Below are 17,885 nucleotides of genomic sequence, written 5' to 3' on the forward strand. Positions count from 1 at the left end.
GTGCCTCTTCCTGATCCAGCTATCGCATACGCTTGCCTGTCCGCTCCCGCTCAATTCGGCTTCTTAACGGACGACTAAGTAGTTGGCGCGCCAACCCGCGACGTTAAGCGACTTTTTAGGAATCGGGCGCATCATCTGCACCGTGACGAACCCGCCAAAGGCTTGATTGCCTGCGGCGGGATTTTTTGCGTTCAACGAATGGAGGTCTCACCCCATGCTGACAGTCGAAGAGTTCTGCCGGCGGTATCGTATCCACCGGGCCACGTTTTACCGGCGATGCGCGGAAGGCAAAGGGCCGCGCGTCGTGAAGATCGGGAAGTGTACCCGCATCAGCGAAGCCGCCGCAGCAGATTGGCTGGCGGCACATGAGTCTATTCCGGCATGAGCAACAACGAGGTCAACCAAGCTTGCGAGCACGCTTACACGTTGCTCCGGGAGCACGTCGAGCGGTACCGGACGGAAATCGTGGTGGAGCCGACGGCGTGGCGAACGCGCTGCAAGGAACTGGTCGAAAATCTGGATTGGCTCGAATTCTGCCGCAGCCATCCGTTGCCTTGGTCGGCAAAGACGTTGCCGCCCAAATATCCCCCGCCGCCGCCAATCGTGCGCTGACAAAACGAAAAGAGCCCAACGCGGTGGCACGCGCCGGGCTCTGCATTCACATGACCGCGCCGTTGGAGGGCGCAATCGATGCACAACACATACAGCACTACCGTCAATTTCGCAACGTTCTTCGATTACGCCCAGCAACACCGGCTGGCGTTGTTTCCACTTCGGGCCGACACAAAAACGCCGGCGTGCGAGAACGGCTTCTACGACGCGACCACGAGCGCGGCAGACTGGCACACCTGGCGAGCGCAGGGACATCAGCTCGGGATTAGCGCCTGCTTGTCCGGTCTCGTCCTGATTGACGTCGACGCCCACGGCGATCGCGATCAGGCATGGGCGCAGTTCGCCGCGTGGTGCGCGGAGATCGGCATAGAACTTCCCGTGCCCTACGGCCACTCGCCAAATGGCGGCTGGCATTTTGCTTTCCAGTGCCCGACCGATTTCGATCCGCACAAACACCGCGGCCACGAATCCATTAAGGTTTCTCACTTCCGCACGCTGAGGTCCGGGGAGGAAGATCGGGAGCGCATTTCAATCCGCAATCGCGCTTACAACGTCGCGCCCGGCTCGCAATTCGGTGGTCGTCCGTATCTACTTGCGGCCGATGCGCCCCCGCCCAACGCCTACAGCGAAAAGACAGCGCCGCTGTTCGCCGTTCTGAAAAGATCCGAAGCCGGCTTAGTCACCGGGCCGGTGCCCAATGCAGTCGGGGGCGTGTCGCACGACGGCATTCGTTACGACCAGCTCTGCTGGTGGATCGGCAAAAAGGTCGAGCGCTGGACGAGCGGCGCGGAGACGCTCGGCAACGACGAATGGATCTCGATCGGCAAGCGGATCAAGTTGAGCTTCCCCGGTGAAGACGGTCTAAAGGCCTTCCTGGCGATGTCTTGGGAAGAACAGCACGACACGGTCACCCGTCGGTGGTGGAATCCTGCCGACTTCAAGACCGAAGGCGAGAACCTTGAGACGTTGCCCGCTCTGTTGAAGCGCGACACGACGTGGATGTTCGGGAGTGCGTTCGGATGCCCGCAGCCGCCGAGCTGTCCTGTTTCGTTTCCCATTCCCGCGGAAATTATCGAACGGCACAAACGGGAACGCGAGCAATACCAAGCATCACTTCTCGGGCCGCTCCCCAATCATCCGGAGCTGCCGATTGATCAGGCGAACGCCCTAAATGATTATTGGGCGCATCTGCCGTCGGGCAGAATGATTTATGAGCGCACCGGCGAGCTATTCAACTCCGCAAGCGTCGACAAGCACATCGGCCGCGTCAAGGACGCCATGAAAACCGAAGGGCCGGGAGCACTCGCGAGCACATGGCTTTCGCAGCATCGGTTTGTGAAGTCGATGGGTTGGGCGCCGGGAGAACCAAAGATCATCGAGGACCGGGTTCTAACGAATGACGGGTGGATCTGCAGCCGCGGTGACCGGACGTTCAATCGTTACGTCCCGCCGCACGTCGAGCACATCGAGGGCGACGTTTCGAAATGGCTGCACCATATCGAGGCAATCTATCCGGGGGAAGCGGATCACATTGTCATGTGGCTGGCTCACCGCGTGCAGCGGCCTGGCGAGAAGGTGAATCATGCCCTCGTTTTCATCGGTTCGCAGGGCATCGGCAAAGACACCATCCTAAAGCCGGCCATCACCGCGATTGGTCCGCAGAACTTCAAGCAGATCACCGCAAAGACGTTCTTCAATTCGGAATGGAACGACTATTTGCAGTCGGTCATCCTCCGGATCAACGAAGCGCACGACCTCGGCGGCGAGTCCCGATACGGGTTCTATGACGCCACCAAGGACGTGATTACCAACCCTCCGGAAGCCCACCGGATCAACACCAAGCATGTCCCGCAGTATGCGGCTGCGAACGTCTGCGGCGTGGTCATGACGTCGAATCATCTCGACGCGCTGTACCTGGCGCCGGACGACCGCCGGCATTTCGTTTGCGTCTCGACCCGAACTCAGGAGGATTTTACGCCGGCCTATTGGGACGACATCAATGCTTGGTTCGAGAATGGCGGGAACGAGGCCGTTGCGCACTACCTAGCCAATCTGGACCTTGCCGCGTTCAATGCGAAGGCGCCCCCGCCGAAAACGGCAGCATGGCACATGGTCGTCGCGGCCGGCGTAGCCCCCGAGAGCGGCGACCTGACCGACGTGATCGAAAGCATGGGCAAGCCCGAAGCGCTGACGCTTCAGATGGTCAAGGCGCGCACACCCGGTGACAGTCAACTGCGGTTGCTGTTCGAAGACGCTAAGCTTCGCCGGGCGATCCCGAAGCGGCTGGCGGAATGCGGCTATGTGGCCGTCACGAACCCCGAGGCGCGCGATAGTGGCGGCCGCTGGCGCATGCCTGGTTGCAAAACAACGATCTATGCCCGGCAGGAGCTGACGGAGGCCGGCCGCTTGGCTGCTGCTCGGTTGCTGAGTGCGACTGCAGAAGTCCCGCCGCCGATACCGCTGAGACAATAAGGCTGGGCGGGTTGGGCGCGGTGGGCACGGTTTTTTATGTTGTCAGAATCTGAGTTCACTAATGTGTAGACAGGGAAGAAACATACAAAATAGAGCACAAGAGAAACCGCGCCCACCGCGCCCAACTGCCCGGGGTACGGCGTCAGTGGAGAATGCTTGTCCGAACCAGGCTGTGGCTTGCTGAAAACTATTCCTTGACCCAATAGACGCGCACAGTTTTCGGCTTTGGGTCAGGGGCATTCGTGCCGAAATACCAGTCCCAGTTCTTGCCACCATCGTATGAGAGGATCGGCTTGCCCGTGTTGGTATCACGCCCATACTTTGGGGCGCCCTCGCCCGCGACTAACTCACCGTCGGTGTTGTAAACTTTCACGTGCGCCTTCCAAGTGCAGTCCTTGTTGCCCAGCGGGGAATGCATGAAGTCGCAATCGGTAGGTTTGTCGTCGGTTTTGACCTTGTCAAATCCCACGCCGTATTGAGTGGCGTACCAAAGTGAATTGCTCCAGCTATTATTGGAGAACAGAAAGAATGACACTGCCCCTATAGCCAACAGGGATATCGTCCCCCAACCATCATCAGACTCGGCCATGCTAAATCCCCCCGCCCAAAGTAGCACAGTGTCGAAGCTCCCTTCAACGCAACGACGTTGTTGAATCCGCGCGCTCTTTCGCACCGAATCGCAGCGCCCTCGCTCGCTGAAATTGTGGCGCTCTAGTTCTACTGACTAGTGCTCCGTTACGTTGTGTTACGCGAATTGCAGCACTTTAGGTGATTCACGGATTCTTTGGTATACTGGGGTAAACATCGGGGTATCGAAACGCGAATCCGCGCGGCCAAATCGCAGGTGAGTTGAGTAATGGGCAAGACCGGCCCGAAGTGTAGCGTCTGCAATTCCAAGCACCGCCACCAAATCGAAATTGGGCTTGCGCACGGCATCGCGCATAACGCCCTCGCCCGCCGCTTCAACCTCAGCGCCGATGCGGTCGGCCGGCACGCTGCCAACCACGTTAGCCCCGCAATGCGCGCCGCAATCCTAACCGCGCAGAAACCCACCGACATCGACCTAGACGCGCTACAGGCGAGCGAGCAGGAAAGCTTGCTGTCCCAGCTCGTGCACCAGCGCGCCCGCCTGCAACAGCATGTGTCCACTGCGATCGACTTTGGCGACATCAAAGCGGCCATCAGTGCCGAAGGCGCCATCACCGCAAACCTGGCCCTGGTCGGCAAGCTCTTGGGCATGATCGTGCAGCGCCACGACGTGCGGTCGACGTCGCTTCTGATCAGCGCCGACTACCTGGCCGTGCGCCAGGCGATCGTGAACGCAGTACGTCCCTTCCCCGCCGCAGCACAGGCCATTGGAGCCGCCCTGCACAGGTTGGAGACCGATGCGGCCGCCTCGATCACGCAGCGCGCCGGCAAGCCGCCACTGCTCATCGAGGCCAAGCCTGTCGTACCGCCCTGCCCGGTGCCGCCCCCATGCTGATGGCCGCCGACATGGCGCGCGCGCTGGATCCCGCGTTGCTTGCACAGGACGCGGACATTGATCTCGACCCGTGGCAGGCCGACTTCGTCCGCTCCAATGCGCCCCAGGTCGCTATGCTCATTCCCCGGCAGCACGGGAAAACGGAGGCGGCCGTGATGAAGGCGCTGTCCGTTGCCACCGCCGAGCCCGACAGCCTGGTGCTGATTGTGTCGCCGGCGCAGCGGCTGTCCGACGAGTTCGTGCGCCGGGCGCGCTCCGCCTACGGCCGTGTCGAGAATGCCCCAGCGCTGATCGGCGACGCAGCACGCCGCATCGAGCTTGAGAACAAAAGCCGCATCCTGGCGCTCCCCGGTGACAATGACGGCGACACGCTCCGCGGCCTGGCCAACGTGCGCCTGGCGATTATCGACGAAACGTCCCGGTGCTCTGACGCGCTGATTACCGCGGTCCGGCCCATGCTCGCGACCAACACCCGCGGCCAGCTCGTCTATTTGTCGACCCCCAAAGGCAAGCGTGGCGTCTTTTACGAGACGTGGACCAGCAACGATCCAGACTGGCACCGCATCCACGTCGAACTCGGATCCTGCGATCGCATCACGCCCGAATTCCTCGCGCGCGAGCGCAAGAACCTTGGAGAGACGAAGTTCCGTGAAGAGTACCTTTGCGAATTCCTCGACTCCGACATCGCTGCGTTCAATTCGAGCTTGGTGGAAATGATGTTTGACCCGCAAGTGAGGCCGTTATGGAAATGACTACGATGGTCGACCCGTCCGGCTGGCGCCGCACCGACGTGCGCGCGCGCGACGAATGGATCGTGGGTCTCGACGTTGGCCAGTCCATCGACCCGAGCGCCATCTGTGCGCTCAATTACAAGGTCATCCCTGGCGACCACGTGCGCGACGATAAGAACCGTGTGCTGCGCCAGACCAAGGGTGAACGGTTTTTAGTTCGGCATTTAGAGCGGTTGCCACTCGGGATGCCGTATCCGCAGCAAATTGAGCACGTGGCGAATCTGTTGGGGCGTGAACCCCTGGTCGGCGCAACGTTCGCGCTGGACTTCACCGGTTGCGGCCGCCCCGTCGCGGATCAGTTCGAACGGGCCGGTTTGCGGCCGCAAAAAGTTCTGATCACCGCCGGCAACGAAGTGACCATGAACGGCGGCAACACGCACCATGTGCCGAAAGGATTTCTCGTCTCTGGCCTGGAATCGCGCATGCACAGTGGCGAACTCAAGATCGCCGCTGATCTCATGGAGTCGGCGGCGCTTAAGGACGAACTGCGAGACTTCGGCCGCAAGGTGTCGGAAAGCGGCCGTGTCACCTACAATGCGCGATCGGGCGCGCATGACGACCTGATCCTGGCGATCTGCATCGCGCTGTTCATTGCTACGAACAGGCCGACGACTAGCCGGCAGCCGTTTCTGATCTAGAGACAGTACACGGTGCAAACAGGCTCATTTGCGCGGCTCCAAATGAACCCATGAGCAAGCGTCTATGAGCGAATTGGCCGTACCACGAGTCTTTTTCCCGTGAACTTCGGTATGAGAATTGTTGTTTTCGAGGGGCTTGTGGAGAACCGGGAGACCGAGTTGCCTAGCGCTTCCCGCCTCAAATCGTGCGAGCGAATAGCCCGCGTATCCCTTAAGTGAAAACTGCCAGTCGAACCCGCTTTGAGCAAGGATGTGCTCGCAGTCGGCTGACAACTCCGGATCCTTGAATGCGGCCGTTGACGGCCTACGCAAGCCCAGGTTTTCGTCGTCGACGACCTGATCCGGTCGAACACGGCGAAGCAGACCGTGCTCATTCGCGATCGATCCGTCGTCAACGTCGGCCATTTTCGGTTGGTTCTGCTACCGTTTGGTCAGTAGATCGAACGGCTTTCGCAGCGCTTCGTAATCGTCCGGAGCAGTCAATTCCAACTCCATGGGATTTTCATCGGGCGCGCGATGATCCCTGAACCATAGCTCGCACTGATAGGGTCCGGTGATATGAAGCTCGAGGTCGACGCCTTTTTGATGCCACTCCAATTGCACCCCGCCCGCCGTTGAAGGCACAACCTGCGGAATCGGAGTACGAGGGCGCATGAAGTCGTTCAGTACGGAGAGCGCGAACAATCCAGCATCCCATCCGATAGGAGGAGCATTGTAAGTGTCCCAGCCGCGCTGAAGCTTGGCATAGCTCAATAATTGCTTCTGCACTTCGGTTTGCCACTTGCGTTCTGGCTGCGCGTCAAACGCCTGCGCAAACTTCGGGAAGTTGGATGCACGATGAGACGTGGCGCCAATGTCGTCGTCGTGGAGAATAGCGCGAGCGCTAGAGCTAGCCATCGATTCTTCCCCAAAATTGGTGCATCTCACGAGTGGTTATAGATGCAAATGTATTCACTACTTCTGCTCTTGCTATGTCCAAAAAATCGAAAGCATCGGAAATACCCTCGCCCATCGGTTTCCCGCGCACCGTGATCTCAAGCCTGACGATCGGCTCCAACGTGTTCTGAGTGAATGCAGGTTGGAAAGTTGTGTACGTACGACCCGCTGCCTTTCCTTCGTGCCCAAAAATGCTCACGAGTTGCACATTCGAATGTTCCAGTCTTTGCGTGGCAGGCAACGTGAGATCTTCCGACCAAATGTTCGAAATCTTGTTCAACTGGTTGTGGGGGTTGGACCCGTCCGGCAACCTGATGATGTTGATATAGGTCACTTCGCACTGATTCGGGATAACCTCTCCCAATTCTTTAGAATGAAGCCAGCCCCGAAACTCTTCCATATCCACCCTGAAGGCATCCCGGACTGCTTCGTACCTTGGGTAAACGCGGCTGCCATCTGGCGCCTGCCGCCAATTTCGAAGCAGCCGATCCTGTTGCACCTGCAAGAGATCTGCTTCTCCGTTCTCGAACCAGTATCTCGGCATGGGCGGCGTCATGAACGCCTCCAGCTGAAAGCCGATGGCCGGCGCCGTTCGAGCGCCACCAAACGTCTCGAAGACCGGCTGCAGGGCGGGCTGCTCAGAGACGATGGAAAACCTGGGTTGAACCCTTTCCCAGAACATCCCGACGTGAGCGCTTTTCATCCGCTGCAGAGAAGCGAATTGAATCGAGAGGACCACCTCGTCGATCGGCGGTTTTTGGAAACTTGGCAGCTTGCGCATGTGCCCTAGCGGAAAAGCGATATCGTGACCCGATACTAGGCCACCGGAAAGCAAAAGAAACGGTGAACGACCGCTTAGTCGAAAGTTACCCCATCCGTTACCCTGAAGGAAAACCGGATGCCCTAAAATCCGGCTAAGTATTGGTCGGAGCGAGAGGATTTGAACCTCCGACCCCTAGTCTCCCAGACTAGTGCGCTAACCGGGCTGCGCCACGCTCCGAACGTCGTTCCATTAGCTAGGATCGCCGGTTTGCGCAAGGCGAGCTCACACCATTTTGGTGCCTCTACCGAAAGGCCCGGAACTGGCCCCAAGCCGAGGAGATCCGGCGTCAGGCGTCCTTCAGCGCCTGATCCAGCATCTCGCGGCAGGCGATGAGCTCGGCGAGCACCCGTCCGAGGCGCTCCCGGTCGATGGCGCTGGGGCCGGCGGGCGCTGAGGGGGTGCCGCCCTTGCGGAAGGTGGTGAGGATTTCCTCGTCGTCGGTCTCGGAGAAGCGGAAGTCGATGCCCTCCTCCTCCTCACCCTGGTAGTCGTCATCGTCGCTGTCGCGGGCGCCGCGGACACCGGTCTCCTCCTCGGGCTCCATCAGGCTGGCGCCGACGGCGTCCTCGATGGCGCCGAACGAGACCGCGGCCGCGCTGTCGGCGAGGCCCTGCACCGATTTGACGCCGTGTTCTTTCAGGATCCGCTGCACCCCGCGGATGGTGTAGCCCTCCCCGTAGAGCAGCCGGCGGATGCCCTTGAGCAGGTCGACGTCGTCGGGGCGGTAATAGCGGCGGCCGCCGCTGCGCTTCATCGGCTTGATCTGGGAGAATCGGGTCTCCCAGAACCGCAGCACGTGCTGCGGAATGTCGAGTTCCTGCGCTACTTCGCTGATGGTTCGGAACGCATCCGGCGCCTTGTCCAAATGCCAAATCCTTATCCGGAGGGCGGATTACGCCTCGGGTTGCGCCTTGCTGGCGTCGCCATTGGTGCGGTGCTGGGCGTTGATCCGCTGCTTCAGGATCGCGGACGGCTTGAACACCATGACCCGGCGCGGCGAGATCGGCACCTCGGTGCCCGTCTTGGGGTTGCGACCGATGCGCTGACCCTTCTTGCGGACCATGAAGGAGCCGAACGAGGACAGTTTCACCGTCTCGCCTTTCTCAAGGCAATCGGTGATCTCCTTCAGCACGAGTTCCACGAAGGCAGACGATTCCGTGCGCGACAGCCCCACCTTCTGGTAGACGGCTTCGCACAGATCGACACGCGTTACGGTTTTACTTTGATCGGTCATCGCCCTGCCCCACATCACGGCGAACAATTGTTGTCTGAAATTATGAGCTTACGATACGGCGGTCAACAGCGCTCATCAATGCAGGCGCATCGATAATCCGATCTGATTCGGGCAAAATTTTATCGACTGTGGCTTACCAGCGCACCAGCGCGGAGCCCCAGGTGAAGCCGCCGCCCATGGCTTCGAGCAGAACCAGGTCGCCACGCTTGATGCGGCCGTCCTTGCGCGCCACCGACAGCGCCAGCGGGATCGAGGCCGCCGAGGTGTTGCCGTGAAGGTCCACCGTCAGCACCACCTTCTCCGGCGCGATATGGAGCTTGTGCGCGGACGCGTCGATGATTCGCTTGTTGGCCTGGTGCGGCACGAACCAGTCGATGCTATCGGCATTGAGCCCGGTCGCCTTGAAGGCGTCGACGATCACGTCGGTGATCATGCCGACCGCGTGCTTGAAGACCTCGCGGCCCTCCATGCGCAGATGGCCGACAGTCTGGGTCGAGGACGGGCCGCCGTCGACGAACAGCTTCGCCTTGTGGCGGCCGTCGGAGCGCAGATGCGTGGTCACGATCCCGCGGTCGGTCGCGGCATTGCCCGGCTGCTCCTGCGCCTCCAGCACCACCGCGCCGGCGCCGTCGCCGAACAGCACGCAGGTGCCGCGATCGGTCCAGTCGAGGATGCGCGAGAAGGTTTCCGCCCCGATCACCAGCGCGCGCTTGAAGGCGCCCGTGCGCAGGAAATTATCGGCGGTGGCGAGCCCGAACACGAAGCCCGAGCACACCGCCTGAAGGTCGAAGGCGGCGCCATGGTTGATGCCGAGTCCGTGCTGCACGGCGACCGCGCTCGCGGGGAAGGTGTTGTCAGGCGTCGAGGTCGCGAGCACGATCAGGTCGATCGACTGCGCGTCCACGCCGGCATCGGCGAGCGCAGCCTGCGCGGCCTTGAGCGCCAGATGCGAGGTGAACTCGCCCTCGGCTGCGATATGCCGCTCGCGAATGCCGGTGCGCTGCACGATCCACTCGTCGGACGTGTCAATGCGCGCCGCCAATTGGGCGTTGGTCACCACCTGCTCCGGCAAATAAGAGCCGCAGCCCAGCACGACCGAACGAATTTGAGTCACGAAACAGCCTCCTGCGCGGCCTGCACGGAATTGAGTGCACCACCTTCGCGGTTGAGCATCTGATTGATCTTGTTGAGGAGATCGAATTTGACCATCTCATAGCCAACATCGATCGCATAGGCAAAGCCTTCGGAGCTGATTCCGCCATGGCTCTTGACCACGATCCCGTTCAACCCCAGCAACACGCCGCCGTTGGATTTGTTCGGATCCATCTTGTTGCGCAGGGCCTGAAAGGCGTTGCGCGCAAAGAGATAGCCGAGCTTTGACAGCCAGCCCCGCTTCATCTCGTTGCGGAGCAATTCCGCCATCTGCCGCGCGGTTCCCTCCGCGGCCTTCAAAGCGATGTTGCCGGCGTAGCCTTCGGTCACGATGACGTCCGCGACCCCCTTGCCGATGCCGTCGCCCTCGACGAAGCCGACATAGTCGAGCTCGGGCAGGTTCCTGGCGCGCAGGATTTCGCCGGCCTCGCGAATCTCCTCGTGCCCCTTGATCTCCTCGACCCCGATATTGAGCAGGCCGACCGTGGGACGCGTCTTGTTGAACAACACGCTGGCCATCGCTGCGCCCATGATGGCGAGCGACACCAGATGGTGCGTATCGCCGCCGATGCTGGCGCCGAGGTCGAGAACGACGGAATCGCCGCGCCTGGTCGGCCACATGCCGGCGATGGCGGGACGGTCGATGCCCGGCAGCGTGCGCAGGTGGAAGCGCGACATCGCCATCAGCGCGCCGGTATTCCCGGCGGACACCGCAACATCCGCCTCGCCCTTTTTCACCGCATCGATGGCAAGCCACATCGAGGAGGTCCTGCGGCCGCGTCGCAGCGCCTGGCTCGGCTTGTCCTCCCCGCTGACCGCGACATCGGTATGGATGATCTTCGACGCGGCCTTCAGCGCGGGGTGGCGGTCGAGCTCGGGCTCGATCTTGGCGCGGTCCCCGATCAGCAGGAATTCGATCTCGCGATGCCTCTGGAGCGAGATGGCGGCGCCTGGAATGACCACGGCGGCGCCGGCGTCGCCCCCCATGGCGTCAAGCGCGATGCGAACCTTGCTTGGCATAAAAGTCCTGGAAACCTGGTCTGGTGCGGTCTTGAACGAGCGGGGCCGCAAATGGGTTCGCCACGAACATGGCGGTCGGTCAAGCGCCACGCCGCACCCGGACCGGGGCGCGACAATAGCGTTTTGTTACCCCGAAACAACCTCTTGCCCCCAGCCTTTTGCATTCTGGAACATCGGGCTGCGGACGGACTAATTCACAAGAAATACATGAAACTCAAATAGATAATTTGACCCTTCAAACCATCATCGCAAACACCTCACGCCCCGTAGCAAAGCGGTCCTCCGGGGAAGACGGCGCCTATTTGTCCTTCTTTCTGTCCTGGAGTGCCTTCAGGACCGCAAAGGGATGGTCCTCCGGATCGGGGGCGATGACCTCGGGCTCAAACACTACCCCCGGCTTCCGCGGATAGGGATCGACCGCCAGGAACAGAGCGTCGGTGGCGAGCCGGCCGAGGTCGATGATCCCATTGACGATCGCCTCCGGCGGGTCGGCGACCTGCTCCTGATCGTCCTTGCCCTCCTCCATCAGGTCGGCCAGGCGGCGGACCTCGGCCTCGGGGGCAAATATCAGGTCCACCTCCTCGTCGATCTCGCTCTCCATGGGGTCAAGCGTGACCACACAGGTCTGGCCGATCCTGGCGCGGACGTGCCCCGTGACCTGGATCCGGTCGCCGCTTTTCGGCACGATATCGAAATCGGCCTGGACCGAGACAACCTCGCGCAAACCTGCCGTCTCGGCCATGGCTTGCCGCTCGGCGGCCGAGGCCTCGAGCTTGCGATGCAGGCCGGTGTCCGGGATCTGTGCAACGATGACGGGCACCCGCCAGGGATCGGGCCCGGATGCTGGTATCGGTCGGCTCATGGCGTGACATCCTCAGGGAGCGCTGGGGGAAACTTGAAGGACGCACCCAGCAGTGCGGCCTCGCCGGTGCGGCCGAGGTCGGCCTCGGCAGCCCTGGCATAGGCCGCGAGCCGCTGCGCCTGGTCCATGCCGGCCCCATTCAAGATATTCTTGCAGATTGCCGATGCCAGCGCCTCGCCGCCGCTTTCCATGGCCTGATCGTAAGCCTGGACCCGGCCGTAAAACGCCTCGCCGAAGGCCCGCATCCGCTTCGGCACGGTCTGGTCGCCTATCCCCATCTCGCGCAGATTGTCGTCCATGTCCTCGCAGAAGCGGTCGAACAGCGCCTGCGACAGCTCGGTGGCGCTCTGGACCGTGCGCAGGCGGCGCAGCAACAGCCAGAGGTGCAGCAGCAACAGATCGAAACGCCCGTTAACGGTATCCGGCACGCCCAAGTCGCGGTAAAATATGGGTTCTCGCGCCTGCGTCACGATCATGCCATAGATGGCTTCAATGGTGCCCGGCGAGGCTAGGCGGGGTTTCCTGAAGTGATTGAACGGCCAAAGCATTGTGGTTTCCGCAAGCGGGCGCGCGCGTGTTGCATTCAGAGCCTCCGCCCGGTACTTCAGCGCCTCGCGCGACGCAAGGGGACGGAATCAGTTCCGCTATGACGATAACGAACCAGACCAGCCTGCGTGCAAACAAGCGGCGCGGCCTTCAAGCACGTTGGCGCGGCTTGCGCCTGTTCGCGGCTGCGGCCCTGGTTGGTGCTGCGCTTGCGGGCTGCACCGGCGAGCAGTTCCAGAAGGGCTATATCCTGCCGCCCAACGCGCTCGAGCAGATCCCGATCGGTGCGAGCCAGGACCAGGTGCTGATCGTGATGGGCACCCCCTCCACGGTCGCAACCCTCGACGGCGAGGTGTTCTATTACATCTCGCAGCGCTCCGAGCGCATGGTCGCCTTCATGAACCAGAGGGTGGTCGACCAGCGCGTCATCGCGGTCTATTTCGACAAGAACCGACGCGTGCGCCGGCTTGCGAATTACGGCCTCCAGGACGGCAAGATCTTCGACTTCATCAGCCGGACCACTCCGACGTCGGGCCAGGAGATGAGCTACCTCACGCCGATCTTCAAGCTACTCAGCTTTAACTGAGCCTGCGGCTTCGTGCGGCTTGCCGTTGCGCATCCGCTTCCATACGCTCCTGCAAAACAAGATGCAGGGAGTGGATTCGTGCCCAATAAATTGCTGTCCCGCCGTCGCGTGCTCACCGGCGCTGCCGCCATCTCGGCCGCAGCGATCCTGCCGCGATCGAGCCTGGCGGACTGGAAGCCCACCGAAAACGTCCGCCTCGTCGTGCCGGCAGCCGCCGGCGGTTCGACCGACGTGATGGGTCGGCTTCTGGCCGCGCATCTGCAGACCGCCTGGGGCCAATCGGCCGTGGTGGAAAACCGCTCCGGCGGCGGCGGCACGATCGGCACCGCCGAGGTGGTCCGCGCCAAGCCGGACGGTCATACCATCCTGATCGGCAATCCCGGCCCGAACGCGATCGCCTACAGCATCTTCAAGAACCTCACCTACAAGCCGGACCAGCTCCAGCCGGTCTCCAACATGATCCGGATCCCGAACATCGTCTCGGCGCATCCCAAGACCGGCATCAAGTCGATCGCCGAGCTGGTCGCGTATCTCAAGGCCAATCCGGACAAGCTCAGCTACGCCTCCTCCGGCGTCGGCCAGAGCCCTCACCTCACCGGCGCCTGGTTCCTGCAGCTCACCGGGCTGAAGATGACGCATATCCCGTTCCGCGGCGCCGGTCCCGCGCTCCAGGCGGCGCTCGCAGGCGACATCCAGATCCTGTTCGACAATCTCTATCCGAGCCTGCCGCAGGTGCAGAACGGCACCCTCACCGGCCTTTGCGTCACCACGACGGAGCGCAGCGACCTCGCACCGAACCTGCCGACCATGCGCGAGAGCGCGCCGGAGCTTGCGGCTTTCGACGTCTCGTCGTGGTTCTCGGTGTTCCTGCCGAAGGGTGTGCAGCCCGCCGTTCTCGAAGCGCTCAACCTTCAAGTGAAGGCGATGCTCGAGCGCGACGACATCAAGAAGAACATCATGGCCATGGGCGCCCGTGCCGACTACGGTACGCCCGACCAGTTTGCCGCCTTCGTGGACGCCGAGACGAAGAAGTTCGCCGGCATCATCCAGAAGGAAGGGCTGCAGATGGACGTGCAGTAGGCGCTACTTCCGTCATTGCGAGCGACTTGTCCGCCATAGCTCGAAGAGCGACGGCGGAAGCGAAGCAATCCAGAATTCCTTAGTGGAACGACCCTGGATTGCGTCGTCGCGAGAGCTCCTCGCAATGACGTGGTGAGGGCGTCCAACCCACCAAACAAAAACCCCGCGGCTTTCGCCGCGGGGTTTTGTGTTTCGGGCCGACGCTCCTCAGTGCGCGAGCACCGCGAGCAGCAGCAGCGCCACGATGTTCGTAATCTTGATCATCGGGTTCACCGCGGGACCTGCCGTGTCCTTGTAGGGATCGCCGACCGTGTCGCCGGTCACGGCCGCCTTGTGGGCGTCACTGCCCTTGCCGCCGAAATGACCGTCCTCGATGTACTTCTTGGCGTTGTCCCAAGCGCCGCCGCCCGAGGTCATGGAGATCGCGACGAACAGGCCCGTCACGATCACGCCGAGCAGCATCGCGCCCACGGCCGAGAACGCCGCCGACTTGCCGGCCGCCCCGCCCCCCGCGATCGCATAGATCACGAAGTAGACGAAGATCGGTGACAGCACCGGAAGCAGCGAGGGGATGATCATTTCCTTGATCGCCGCCTTGGTCAAAAGGTCGACCGCCTTGCCGTAATCCGGCTTGTCGGTGCCTTGCATGATGCCCGGCTTCTCGCGGAATTGGCGGCGGACCTCCTCGACGATCGCGCTCGCCGCGCGGCCCACGGCGGTCATGCCCATCGCGCCGAACAGATACGGCAAGAGACCGCCGAACAACAGGCCCACCACGACGTAGGGGTTGTTGAGCGAGAAGTCCGGTTTGACGCCGGCGAAGTAGGCGTGGTGCGCGGAGTCCGCAATGAAGAACTTGAGATCCTCATTGTAGGCCGCGAACAGCACCAGGGCGCCGAGACCGGCGGAGCCGATCGCGTAGCCCTTGGTCACCGCCTTGGTGGTGTTGCCGACCGCATCGAGCGCGTCGGTCGACTTGCGAACCTCCTTCGGCAGGCCCGCCATCTCGGCAATGCCGCCCGCGTTGTCGGTCACTGGGCCGAACGCGTCGAGCGCGACGACCATGCCGGCGAGCGCAAGCATCGTGGCGGTCGCGATCGCGATGCCGAACAGGCCGGCGAGGCTGTGGGTGACCAGGATGCCGGCGATGATGACGATCGCGGGAAGCGCGGTCGATTCCATCGAGATGGCGAGGCCCTGGATCACGTTGGTGCCGTGGCCGGTCACCGAGGCCTGGGCGATCGACTTCACCGGACGATAGTCGGTGCCGGTGTAGTATTCGGTGATCCAGATGATCAGCGCGGTGACGGCGAGGCCGACCACGCCGCACTCGAACAGCGCCATGCCGGTATAATCGACGCCGGCGAGCTTGCCGAAGCCGATCAGGTAATAGATCACGCCGGCGATGCCGACCAGCGACAGGACGCCGGTTGCGATCAGACCCTTGTACAGCGCGCCCATGATCGACTGGCTCGGTCCCAGCTTCACGAAGAAGGTGCCGATGATCGAGGTGATGATGCAGATGCCGCCGATGGCGAGCGGCAACGTCATCATGTCGGCGAGGATCGGCGTCTTGGCGAAGAAGATCGCCGCCAGGACCATGGTGGCGACCGCGGTCACCGCATAGGTTTCGAACAGGTCGGCGGCCATGCCGGCGCAGTCGCCGACATTGTCGCCCACGTTGTCGGCGATGGTGGCCGGGTTGCGCGGATCGTCCTCGGGAATGCCGGCCTCGACCTTGCCGACGAGGTCGCCGCCGACGTCCGCACCCTTGGTGAAGATGCCGCCGCCGAGACGGGCGAAGATCGAGATCAGCGAGGCGCCGAAGCCGAGCGCCACCATGGCGTCGATGACGACCCGGCTGTCAGGCGCAAGCTTCAGCGAATGGACCAGGAAGCCGAAATAGAGGGTCACGCCGAGCAGCGCGAGACCCGCAACCAGCATGCCGGTGATCGCACCCGCCTTGAAGGCAAGCTCGAGACCACCTGCGAGCGACGTCGTCGCCGCCTGGGCGGTGCGCACATTGGCGCGGACCGAGACGTTCATGCCGATGAAGCCGGCCGCCCCCGACAGGATCGCGCCGATGGCAAAACCGATCGCGACATAGAGCCCAAGGAAATAGGCAAGCAGCACGAAGATGACGATGCCGACCATCCCGATCGTGGTGTACTGACGCCGCAGGTAGGCCTGTGCGCCTTCGCGCACCGCTGCCGCGATTTCCTGCATGCGCGGAGACCCCGCATCCGCGCTCAACACCGAAGACGTCGCCCAGATCGCGTAGACGACGGAAAGCACTCCGCAGAGCACAATCAACCATAATGCTGTCATGTGATTTTTTGCCTCAGATCCTTGATGAACGTACCCCCGGCGCCTTTTGTTTTTCCGTCGTGCGGTGCGGCGCCTTGATTTGAAAAAGGCCGCCCCTTGCCCGAAGGCGCGGCCCTAGTCGGTCACGACCTTGCCAAAATCAAATTGAGGGTGCAACGCCAGATGAGGCCGAAAAGGCCGATCTCGGCAGGTATTTAGGCTGGTCTGGGAGTCCCGACGCCGGTTTGGAGCATTTCCTAGAAGTGGCTGTAGGAGAGCCGCTTCAAGACCAGCTCCTGGCCCTGCCCGTCCAGGAAGCGCGGCCGCTCATGGCCCGCGACGATCGTGCCGATGGCCGTGACGGCAAGGCCTGCCGCCCGCCCCAAGGCAATCAGCGCGTCGCTTTGCGCCGGCGGAACGGTGCACAGCACCTCGTAATCGTCACCCCCGGCAAACAACGTTTCAAGGGAAACGACGTTGCCCGCGATCAGGCCGGCCGCAGCGGCCGAGAGCGGCACGCTCATCACGTCGATCGTGGCCGAGACGCCTGATGCCGCACAGAGCTTGGTCAGATCTCCGGCAAGGCCGTCGGAGACATCCATCGCAGCCGTCGCATGGTCACGCACGGCCTGCGCGAGAACATTGCGCGGCTGCGGCACGCGATAGCGCGAGATCAGCGTCTCGCGCGCGTGCGGATCGGAGGCCAGCGCATTCGCCACCGCGCCGCCCGTGAGCACATCGAGGCCAAGCGCGGCGTCGCCAATCGTCCCGGTGACCAGGATACGGTCGCCCGGCTTGGCGCCGGTGCGGCCGACCATCCGCCCCTGCGGTACGCGGCCAAAGGCGGTGATCGAGATCATCTGCGGCCCCGGCGTCGACACCGTATCGCCGCCGAGCAGCGGACAGGCGAAGGTTTTCGCATCCTCGCCGAGCGCGTTCGCGAACGGCCTGAGCCAGGCGTCTTCCTGGCTGCGCAGCGCCAGTGTCAGCACGAACCCGGCCGGCATGGCCCCCTTGGCAGCGAGATCGGACAGGTTCACCCGCAGCGCCTTGCGCGCGATGGTATCGGGCGGATCGCTGGCAAGATAATGCACGCCCTCCACCACCGCGTCGGTGGTGACGACGATGTCGCCGCCGAGTGCCTGCAGGATGGCGGCATCGTCCACCAGCCCCAGCGCGCCGGGATCAGTCGCCAGCGGCTTGAAATAGCGCGCGATGAGCGAGTCTTCGGGGGAGGGATTGTGCGGGCTGGTCATTAGCTCGATCCGTAATCTCCCCGCCGTCATTGCGAGCGAAGCGAAGCAATCCAGACTGCCTCCGGAGATACAGTCTGGATTGCTTCG

At 62.4% G+C, this 17,885-nt stretch carries 20 protein-coding genes and 1 tRNA gene; 8 read left to right on the forward strand and 13 right to left on the reverse strand.

Annotation, left to right across the window (positions count from 1 at the left end; translation table 11 throughout):
- Nucleotides 1–214 precede the first annotated feature (214 nt).
- The 3 genes from AC0L3P_RS32700 to AC0L3P_RS32710 all read left to right on the forward strand — a co-directional run bounded on the left by AC0L3P_RS32700 (nt 215) and on the right by AC0L3P_RS32710 (nt 3,084).
- Entirely contained in the window at nt 215–385 is a 171-nt protein-coding gene (locus AC0L3P_RS32700; protein ID WP_354095286.1) for a helix-turn-helix transcriptional regulator, read from the forward strand.
- Nucleotides 382–612, forward strand: a complete 231-nt coding sequence (locus AC0L3P_RS32705) for a hypothetical protein (RefSeq protein ID WP_473308375.1) — start codon at nt 382–384, stop codon at nt 610–612. Before AC0L3P_RS32700 ends, AC0L3P_RS32705 begins: the two co-directional genes overlap by 4 nt.
- Before the next feature lie 78 nt (nt 613–690).
- Nucleotides 691–3,084, forward strand: coding sequence for a bifunctional DNA primase/polymerase (locus AC0L3P_RS32710; RefSeq protein ID WP_473308378.1), 2,394 nt, complete (start codon nt 691–693; stop codon nt 3,082–3,084).
- Between the two features lie 187 nt (nt 3,085–3,271).
- Here AC0L3P_RS32710 and AC0L3P_RS32715 read toward each other — a convergent pair whose 3' ends face one another.
- A complete protein-coding gene (locus AC0L3P_RS32715) occupies nt 3,272–3,673 on the reverse strand; it encodes a hypothetical protein (protein WP_473308382.1) in 402 nt (133 codons plus the stop codon).
- A gap of 267 nt (nt 3,674–3,940) precedes the next feature.
- Between AC0L3P_RS32715 and AC0L3P_RS32720 the strand changes: the two genes are divergently transcribed.
- From AC0L3P_RS32720 to AC0L3P_RS32730, 3 genes are read left to right on the forward strand one after another with little or no spacing between them, the layout of a single operon-like run.
- On the forward strand, nt 3,941–4,567 hold the full coding sequence (locus AC0L3P_RS32720) for a hypothetical protein (RefSeq protein ID WP_473308385.1): 627 nt from the start codon (nt 3,941–3,943) through the stop codon (nt 4,565–4,567).
- The gene (locus AC0L3P_RS32725) at nt 4,561–5,319 is read left to right on the forward strand and encodes a terminase large subunit domain-containing protein (protein ID WP_473308387.1); all 759 of its coding nucleotides are present in this window, start codon (nt 4,561–4,563) and stop codon (nt 5,317–5,319) included. The genes AC0L3P_RS32720 and AC0L3P_RS32725 overlap by 7 nt, the downstream gene beginning before the upstream one ends.
- A 5-nt stretch (nt 5,320–5,324) precedes the next feature.
- A complete protein-coding gene (locus AC0L3P_RS32730; RefSeq protein WP_473308390.1) occupies nt 5,325–5,996 on the forward strand; it encodes a hypothetical protein in 672 nt (223 codons plus the stop codon).
- A gap of 24 nt (nt 5,997–6,020) precedes the next feature.
- On the opposite strand, the gene AC0L3P_RS32735 is transcribed toward AC0L3P_RS32730, so the two are convergent.
- The 10 genes from AC0L3P_RS32735 to AC0L3P_RS32780 form a co-directional block, all read right to left on the reverse strand.
- A complete protein-coding gene (locus AC0L3P_RS32735) occupies nt 6,021–6,401 on the reverse strand; it encodes a hypothetical protein (RefSeq protein ID WP_473308394.1) in 381 nt (126 codons plus the stop codon).
- Between the two features lie 15 nt (nt 6,402–6,416).
- A complete protein-coding gene (locus AC0L3P_RS32740; protein WP_473308398.1) occupies nt 6,417–6,893 on the reverse strand; it encodes a hypothetical protein in 477 nt (158 codons plus the stop codon).
- Nucleotides 6,886–7,713 (reverse strand): TIGR04255 family protein, encoded by an 828-nt coding sequence (locus AC0L3P_RS32745; RefSeq protein ID WP_473308401.1) that lies wholly within the window; start codon nt 7,711–7,713, stop codon nt 6,886–6,888. Before AC0L3P_RS32745 ends, AC0L3P_RS32740 begins: the two co-directional genes overlap by 8 nt.
- 141 nt (nt 7,714–7,854) lie before the next feature.
- Nucleotides 7,855–7,932 (reverse strand) — tRNA-Pro (locus tag AC0L3P_RS32750).
- Between the two features lie 109 nt (nt 7,933–8,041).
- Complete coding sequence (locus AC0L3P_RS32755) at nt 8,042–8,620, reverse strand: MerR family transcriptional regulator (RefSeq protein ID WP_275167850.1); 579 nt, start codon at nt 8,618–8,620, stop codon at nt 8,042–8,044.
- 27 nt (nt 8,621–8,647) lie between these two features.
- Nucleotides 8,648–8,989, reverse strand: coding sequence for an integration host factor subunit alpha (locus AC0L3P_RS32760; protein WP_018456841.1), 342 nt, complete (start codon nt 8,987–8,989; stop codon nt 8,648–8,650).
- A 133-nt stretch (nt 8,990–9,122) separates the two neighbouring features.
- Nucleotides 9,123–10,103, reverse strand: coding sequence for a beta-ketoacyl-ACP synthase III (locus tag AC0L3P_RS32765; RefSeq protein WP_026233249.1), 981 nt, complete (start codon nt 10,101–10,103; stop codon nt 9,123–9,125).
- Nucleotides 10,100–11,161: a phosphate acyltransferase PlsX gene (plsX, locus tag AC0L3P_RS32770; protein ID WP_275167851.1), complete on the reverse strand. Its 1,062-nt coding sequence runs from the start codon at nt 11,159–11,161 to the stop codon at nt 10,100–10,102. The genes AC0L3P_RS32765 and plsX overlap by 4 nt, the downstream gene beginning before the upstream one ends.
- Before the next feature lie 298 nt (nt 11,162–11,459).
- Complete coding sequence (locus AC0L3P_RS32775; protein WP_473308404.1) at nt 11,460–12,023, reverse strand: YceD family protein; 564 nt, start codon at nt 12,021–12,023, stop codon at nt 11,460–11,462.
- A complete protein-coding gene (locus AC0L3P_RS32780; protein WP_275167853.1) occupies nt 12,020–12,571 on the reverse strand; it encodes a ubiquinol-cytochrome C chaperone family protein in 552 nt (183 codons plus the stop codon). Before AC0L3P_RS32780 ends, AC0L3P_RS32775 begins: the two co-directional genes overlap by 4 nt.
- A gap of 98 nt (nt 12,572–12,669) precedes the next feature.
- Between AC0L3P_RS32780 and AC0L3P_RS32785 the strand changes: the two genes are divergently transcribed.
- Together AC0L3P_RS32785 and AC0L3P_RS32790 are read left to right on the forward strand one after the other, a co-directional pair.
- Nucleotides 12,670–13,155 carry an outer membrane protein assembly factor BamE gene (locus AC0L3P_RS32785; protein WP_275167854.1) on the forward strand — a complete coding sequence of 162 codons (486 nt, stop codon included), beginning with the start codon at nt 12,670–12,672 and terminating at the stop codon, nt 13,153–13,155.
- Between the two features lie 78 nt (nt 13,156–13,233).
- Nucleotides 13,234–14,235, forward strand: coding sequence for a Bug family tripartite tricarboxylate transporter substrate binding protein (locus AC0L3P_RS32790; RefSeq protein ID WP_275167855.1), 1,002 nt, complete (start codon nt 13,234–13,236; stop codon nt 14,233–14,235).
- A 207-nt stretch (nt 14,236–14,442) separates the two neighbouring features.
- Here the strand turns inward: AC0L3P_RS32790 and AC0L3P_RS32795 are convergent, their stop codons facing one another.
- Together AC0L3P_RS32795 and thiL are read right to left on the reverse strand one after the other, a co-directional pair.
- The gene (locus tag AC0L3P_RS32795; RefSeq protein ID WP_275167856.1) at nt 14,443–16,563 is read right to left on the reverse strand and encodes a sodium-translocating pyrophosphatase; all 2,121 of its coding nucleotides are present in this window, start codon (nt 16,561–16,563) and stop codon (nt 14,443–14,445) included.
- Nucleotides 16,564–16,799: 236 nt separating this feature from the next.
- Nucleotides 16,800–17,798, reverse strand: coding sequence for a thiamine-phosphate kinase (gene thiL, locus AC0L3P_RS32800; protein WP_275167857.1), 999 nt, complete (start codon nt 17,796–17,798; stop codon nt 16,800–16,802).
- Nucleotides 17,799–17,885: the final 87 nt, after the last annotated feature.

It is taken from the genome of Bradyrhizobium sp. WSM4874 (genome assembly GCF_055811835.1).

Coding starts and splice junctions, on each gene's coding strand:
- AC0L3P_RS32715 (WP_473308382.1), bottom strand. CDS start 3,673: ATGGCCGAGTCTGATGATGGTTGGGGGACGATATCCCTGTTGGCTATA.
- AC0L3P_RS32785 (WP_275167854.1), top strand. CDS start 12,670: ATGACGATAACGAACCAGACCAGCCTGCGTGCAAACAAGCGGCGCGGC.
- AC0L3P_RS32710 (WP_473308378.1), top strand. CDS start 691: ATGCACAACACATACAGCACTACCGTCAATTTCGCAACGTTCTTCGAT.
- AC0L3P_RS32760 (WP_018456841.1), bottom strand. CDS start 8,989: ATGACCGATCAAAGTAAAACCGTAACGCGTGTCGATCTGTGCGAAGCC.
- plsX (WP_275167851.1), bottom strand. CDS start 11,161: ATGCCAAGCAAGGTTCGCATCGCGCTTGACGCCATGGGGGGCGACGCC.
- AC0L3P_RS32780 (WP_275167853.1), bottom strand. CDS start 12,571: ATGCTTTGGCCGTTCAATCACTTCAGGAAACCCCGCCTAGCCTCGCCG.
- AC0L3P_RS32735 (WP_473308394.1), bottom strand. CDS start 6,401: ATGGCCGACGTTGACGACGGATCGATCGCGAATGAGCACGGTCTGCTT.
- AC0L3P_RS32795 (WP_275167856.1), bottom strand. CDS start 16,563: ATGACAGCATTATGGTTGATTGTGCTCTGCGGAGTGCTTTCCGTCGTC.
- thiL (WP_275167857.1), bottom strand. CDS start 17,798: ATGACCAGCCCGCACAATCCCTCCCCCGAAGACTCGCTCATCGCGCGC.
- AC0L3P_RS32740 (WP_473308398.1), bottom strand. CDS start 6,893: ATGGCTAGCTCTAGCGCTCGCGCTATTCTCCACGACGACGACATTGGC.
- AC0L3P_RS32705 (WP_473308375.1), top strand. CDS start 382: ATGAGCAACAACGAGGTCAACCAAGCTTGCGAGCACGCTTACACGTTG.
- AC0L3P_RS32720 (WP_473308385.1), top strand. CDS start 3,941: ATGGGCAAGACCGGCCCGAAGTGTAGCGTCTGCAATTCCAAGCACCGC.
- AC0L3P_RS32700 (WP_354095286.1), top strand. CDS start 215: ATGCTGACAGTCGAAGAGTTCTGCCGGCGGTATCGTATCCACCGGGCC.
- AC0L3P_RS32730 (WP_473308390.1), top strand. CDS start 5,325: ATGGTCGACCCGTCCGGCTGGCGCCGCACCGACGTGCGCGCGCGCGAC.
- AC0L3P_RS32725 (WP_473308387.1), top strand. CDS start 4,561: ATGCTGATGGCCGCCGACATGGCGCGCGCGCTGGATCCCGCGTTGCTT.
- AC0L3P_RS32745 (WP_473308401.1), bottom strand. CDS start 7,713: ATGCGCAAGCTGCCAAGTTTCCAAAAACCGCCGATCGACGAGGTGGTC.
- AC0L3P_RS32775 (WP_473308404.1), bottom strand. CDS start 12,023: ATGAGCCGACCGATACCAGCATCCGGGCCCGATCCCTGGCGGGTGCCC.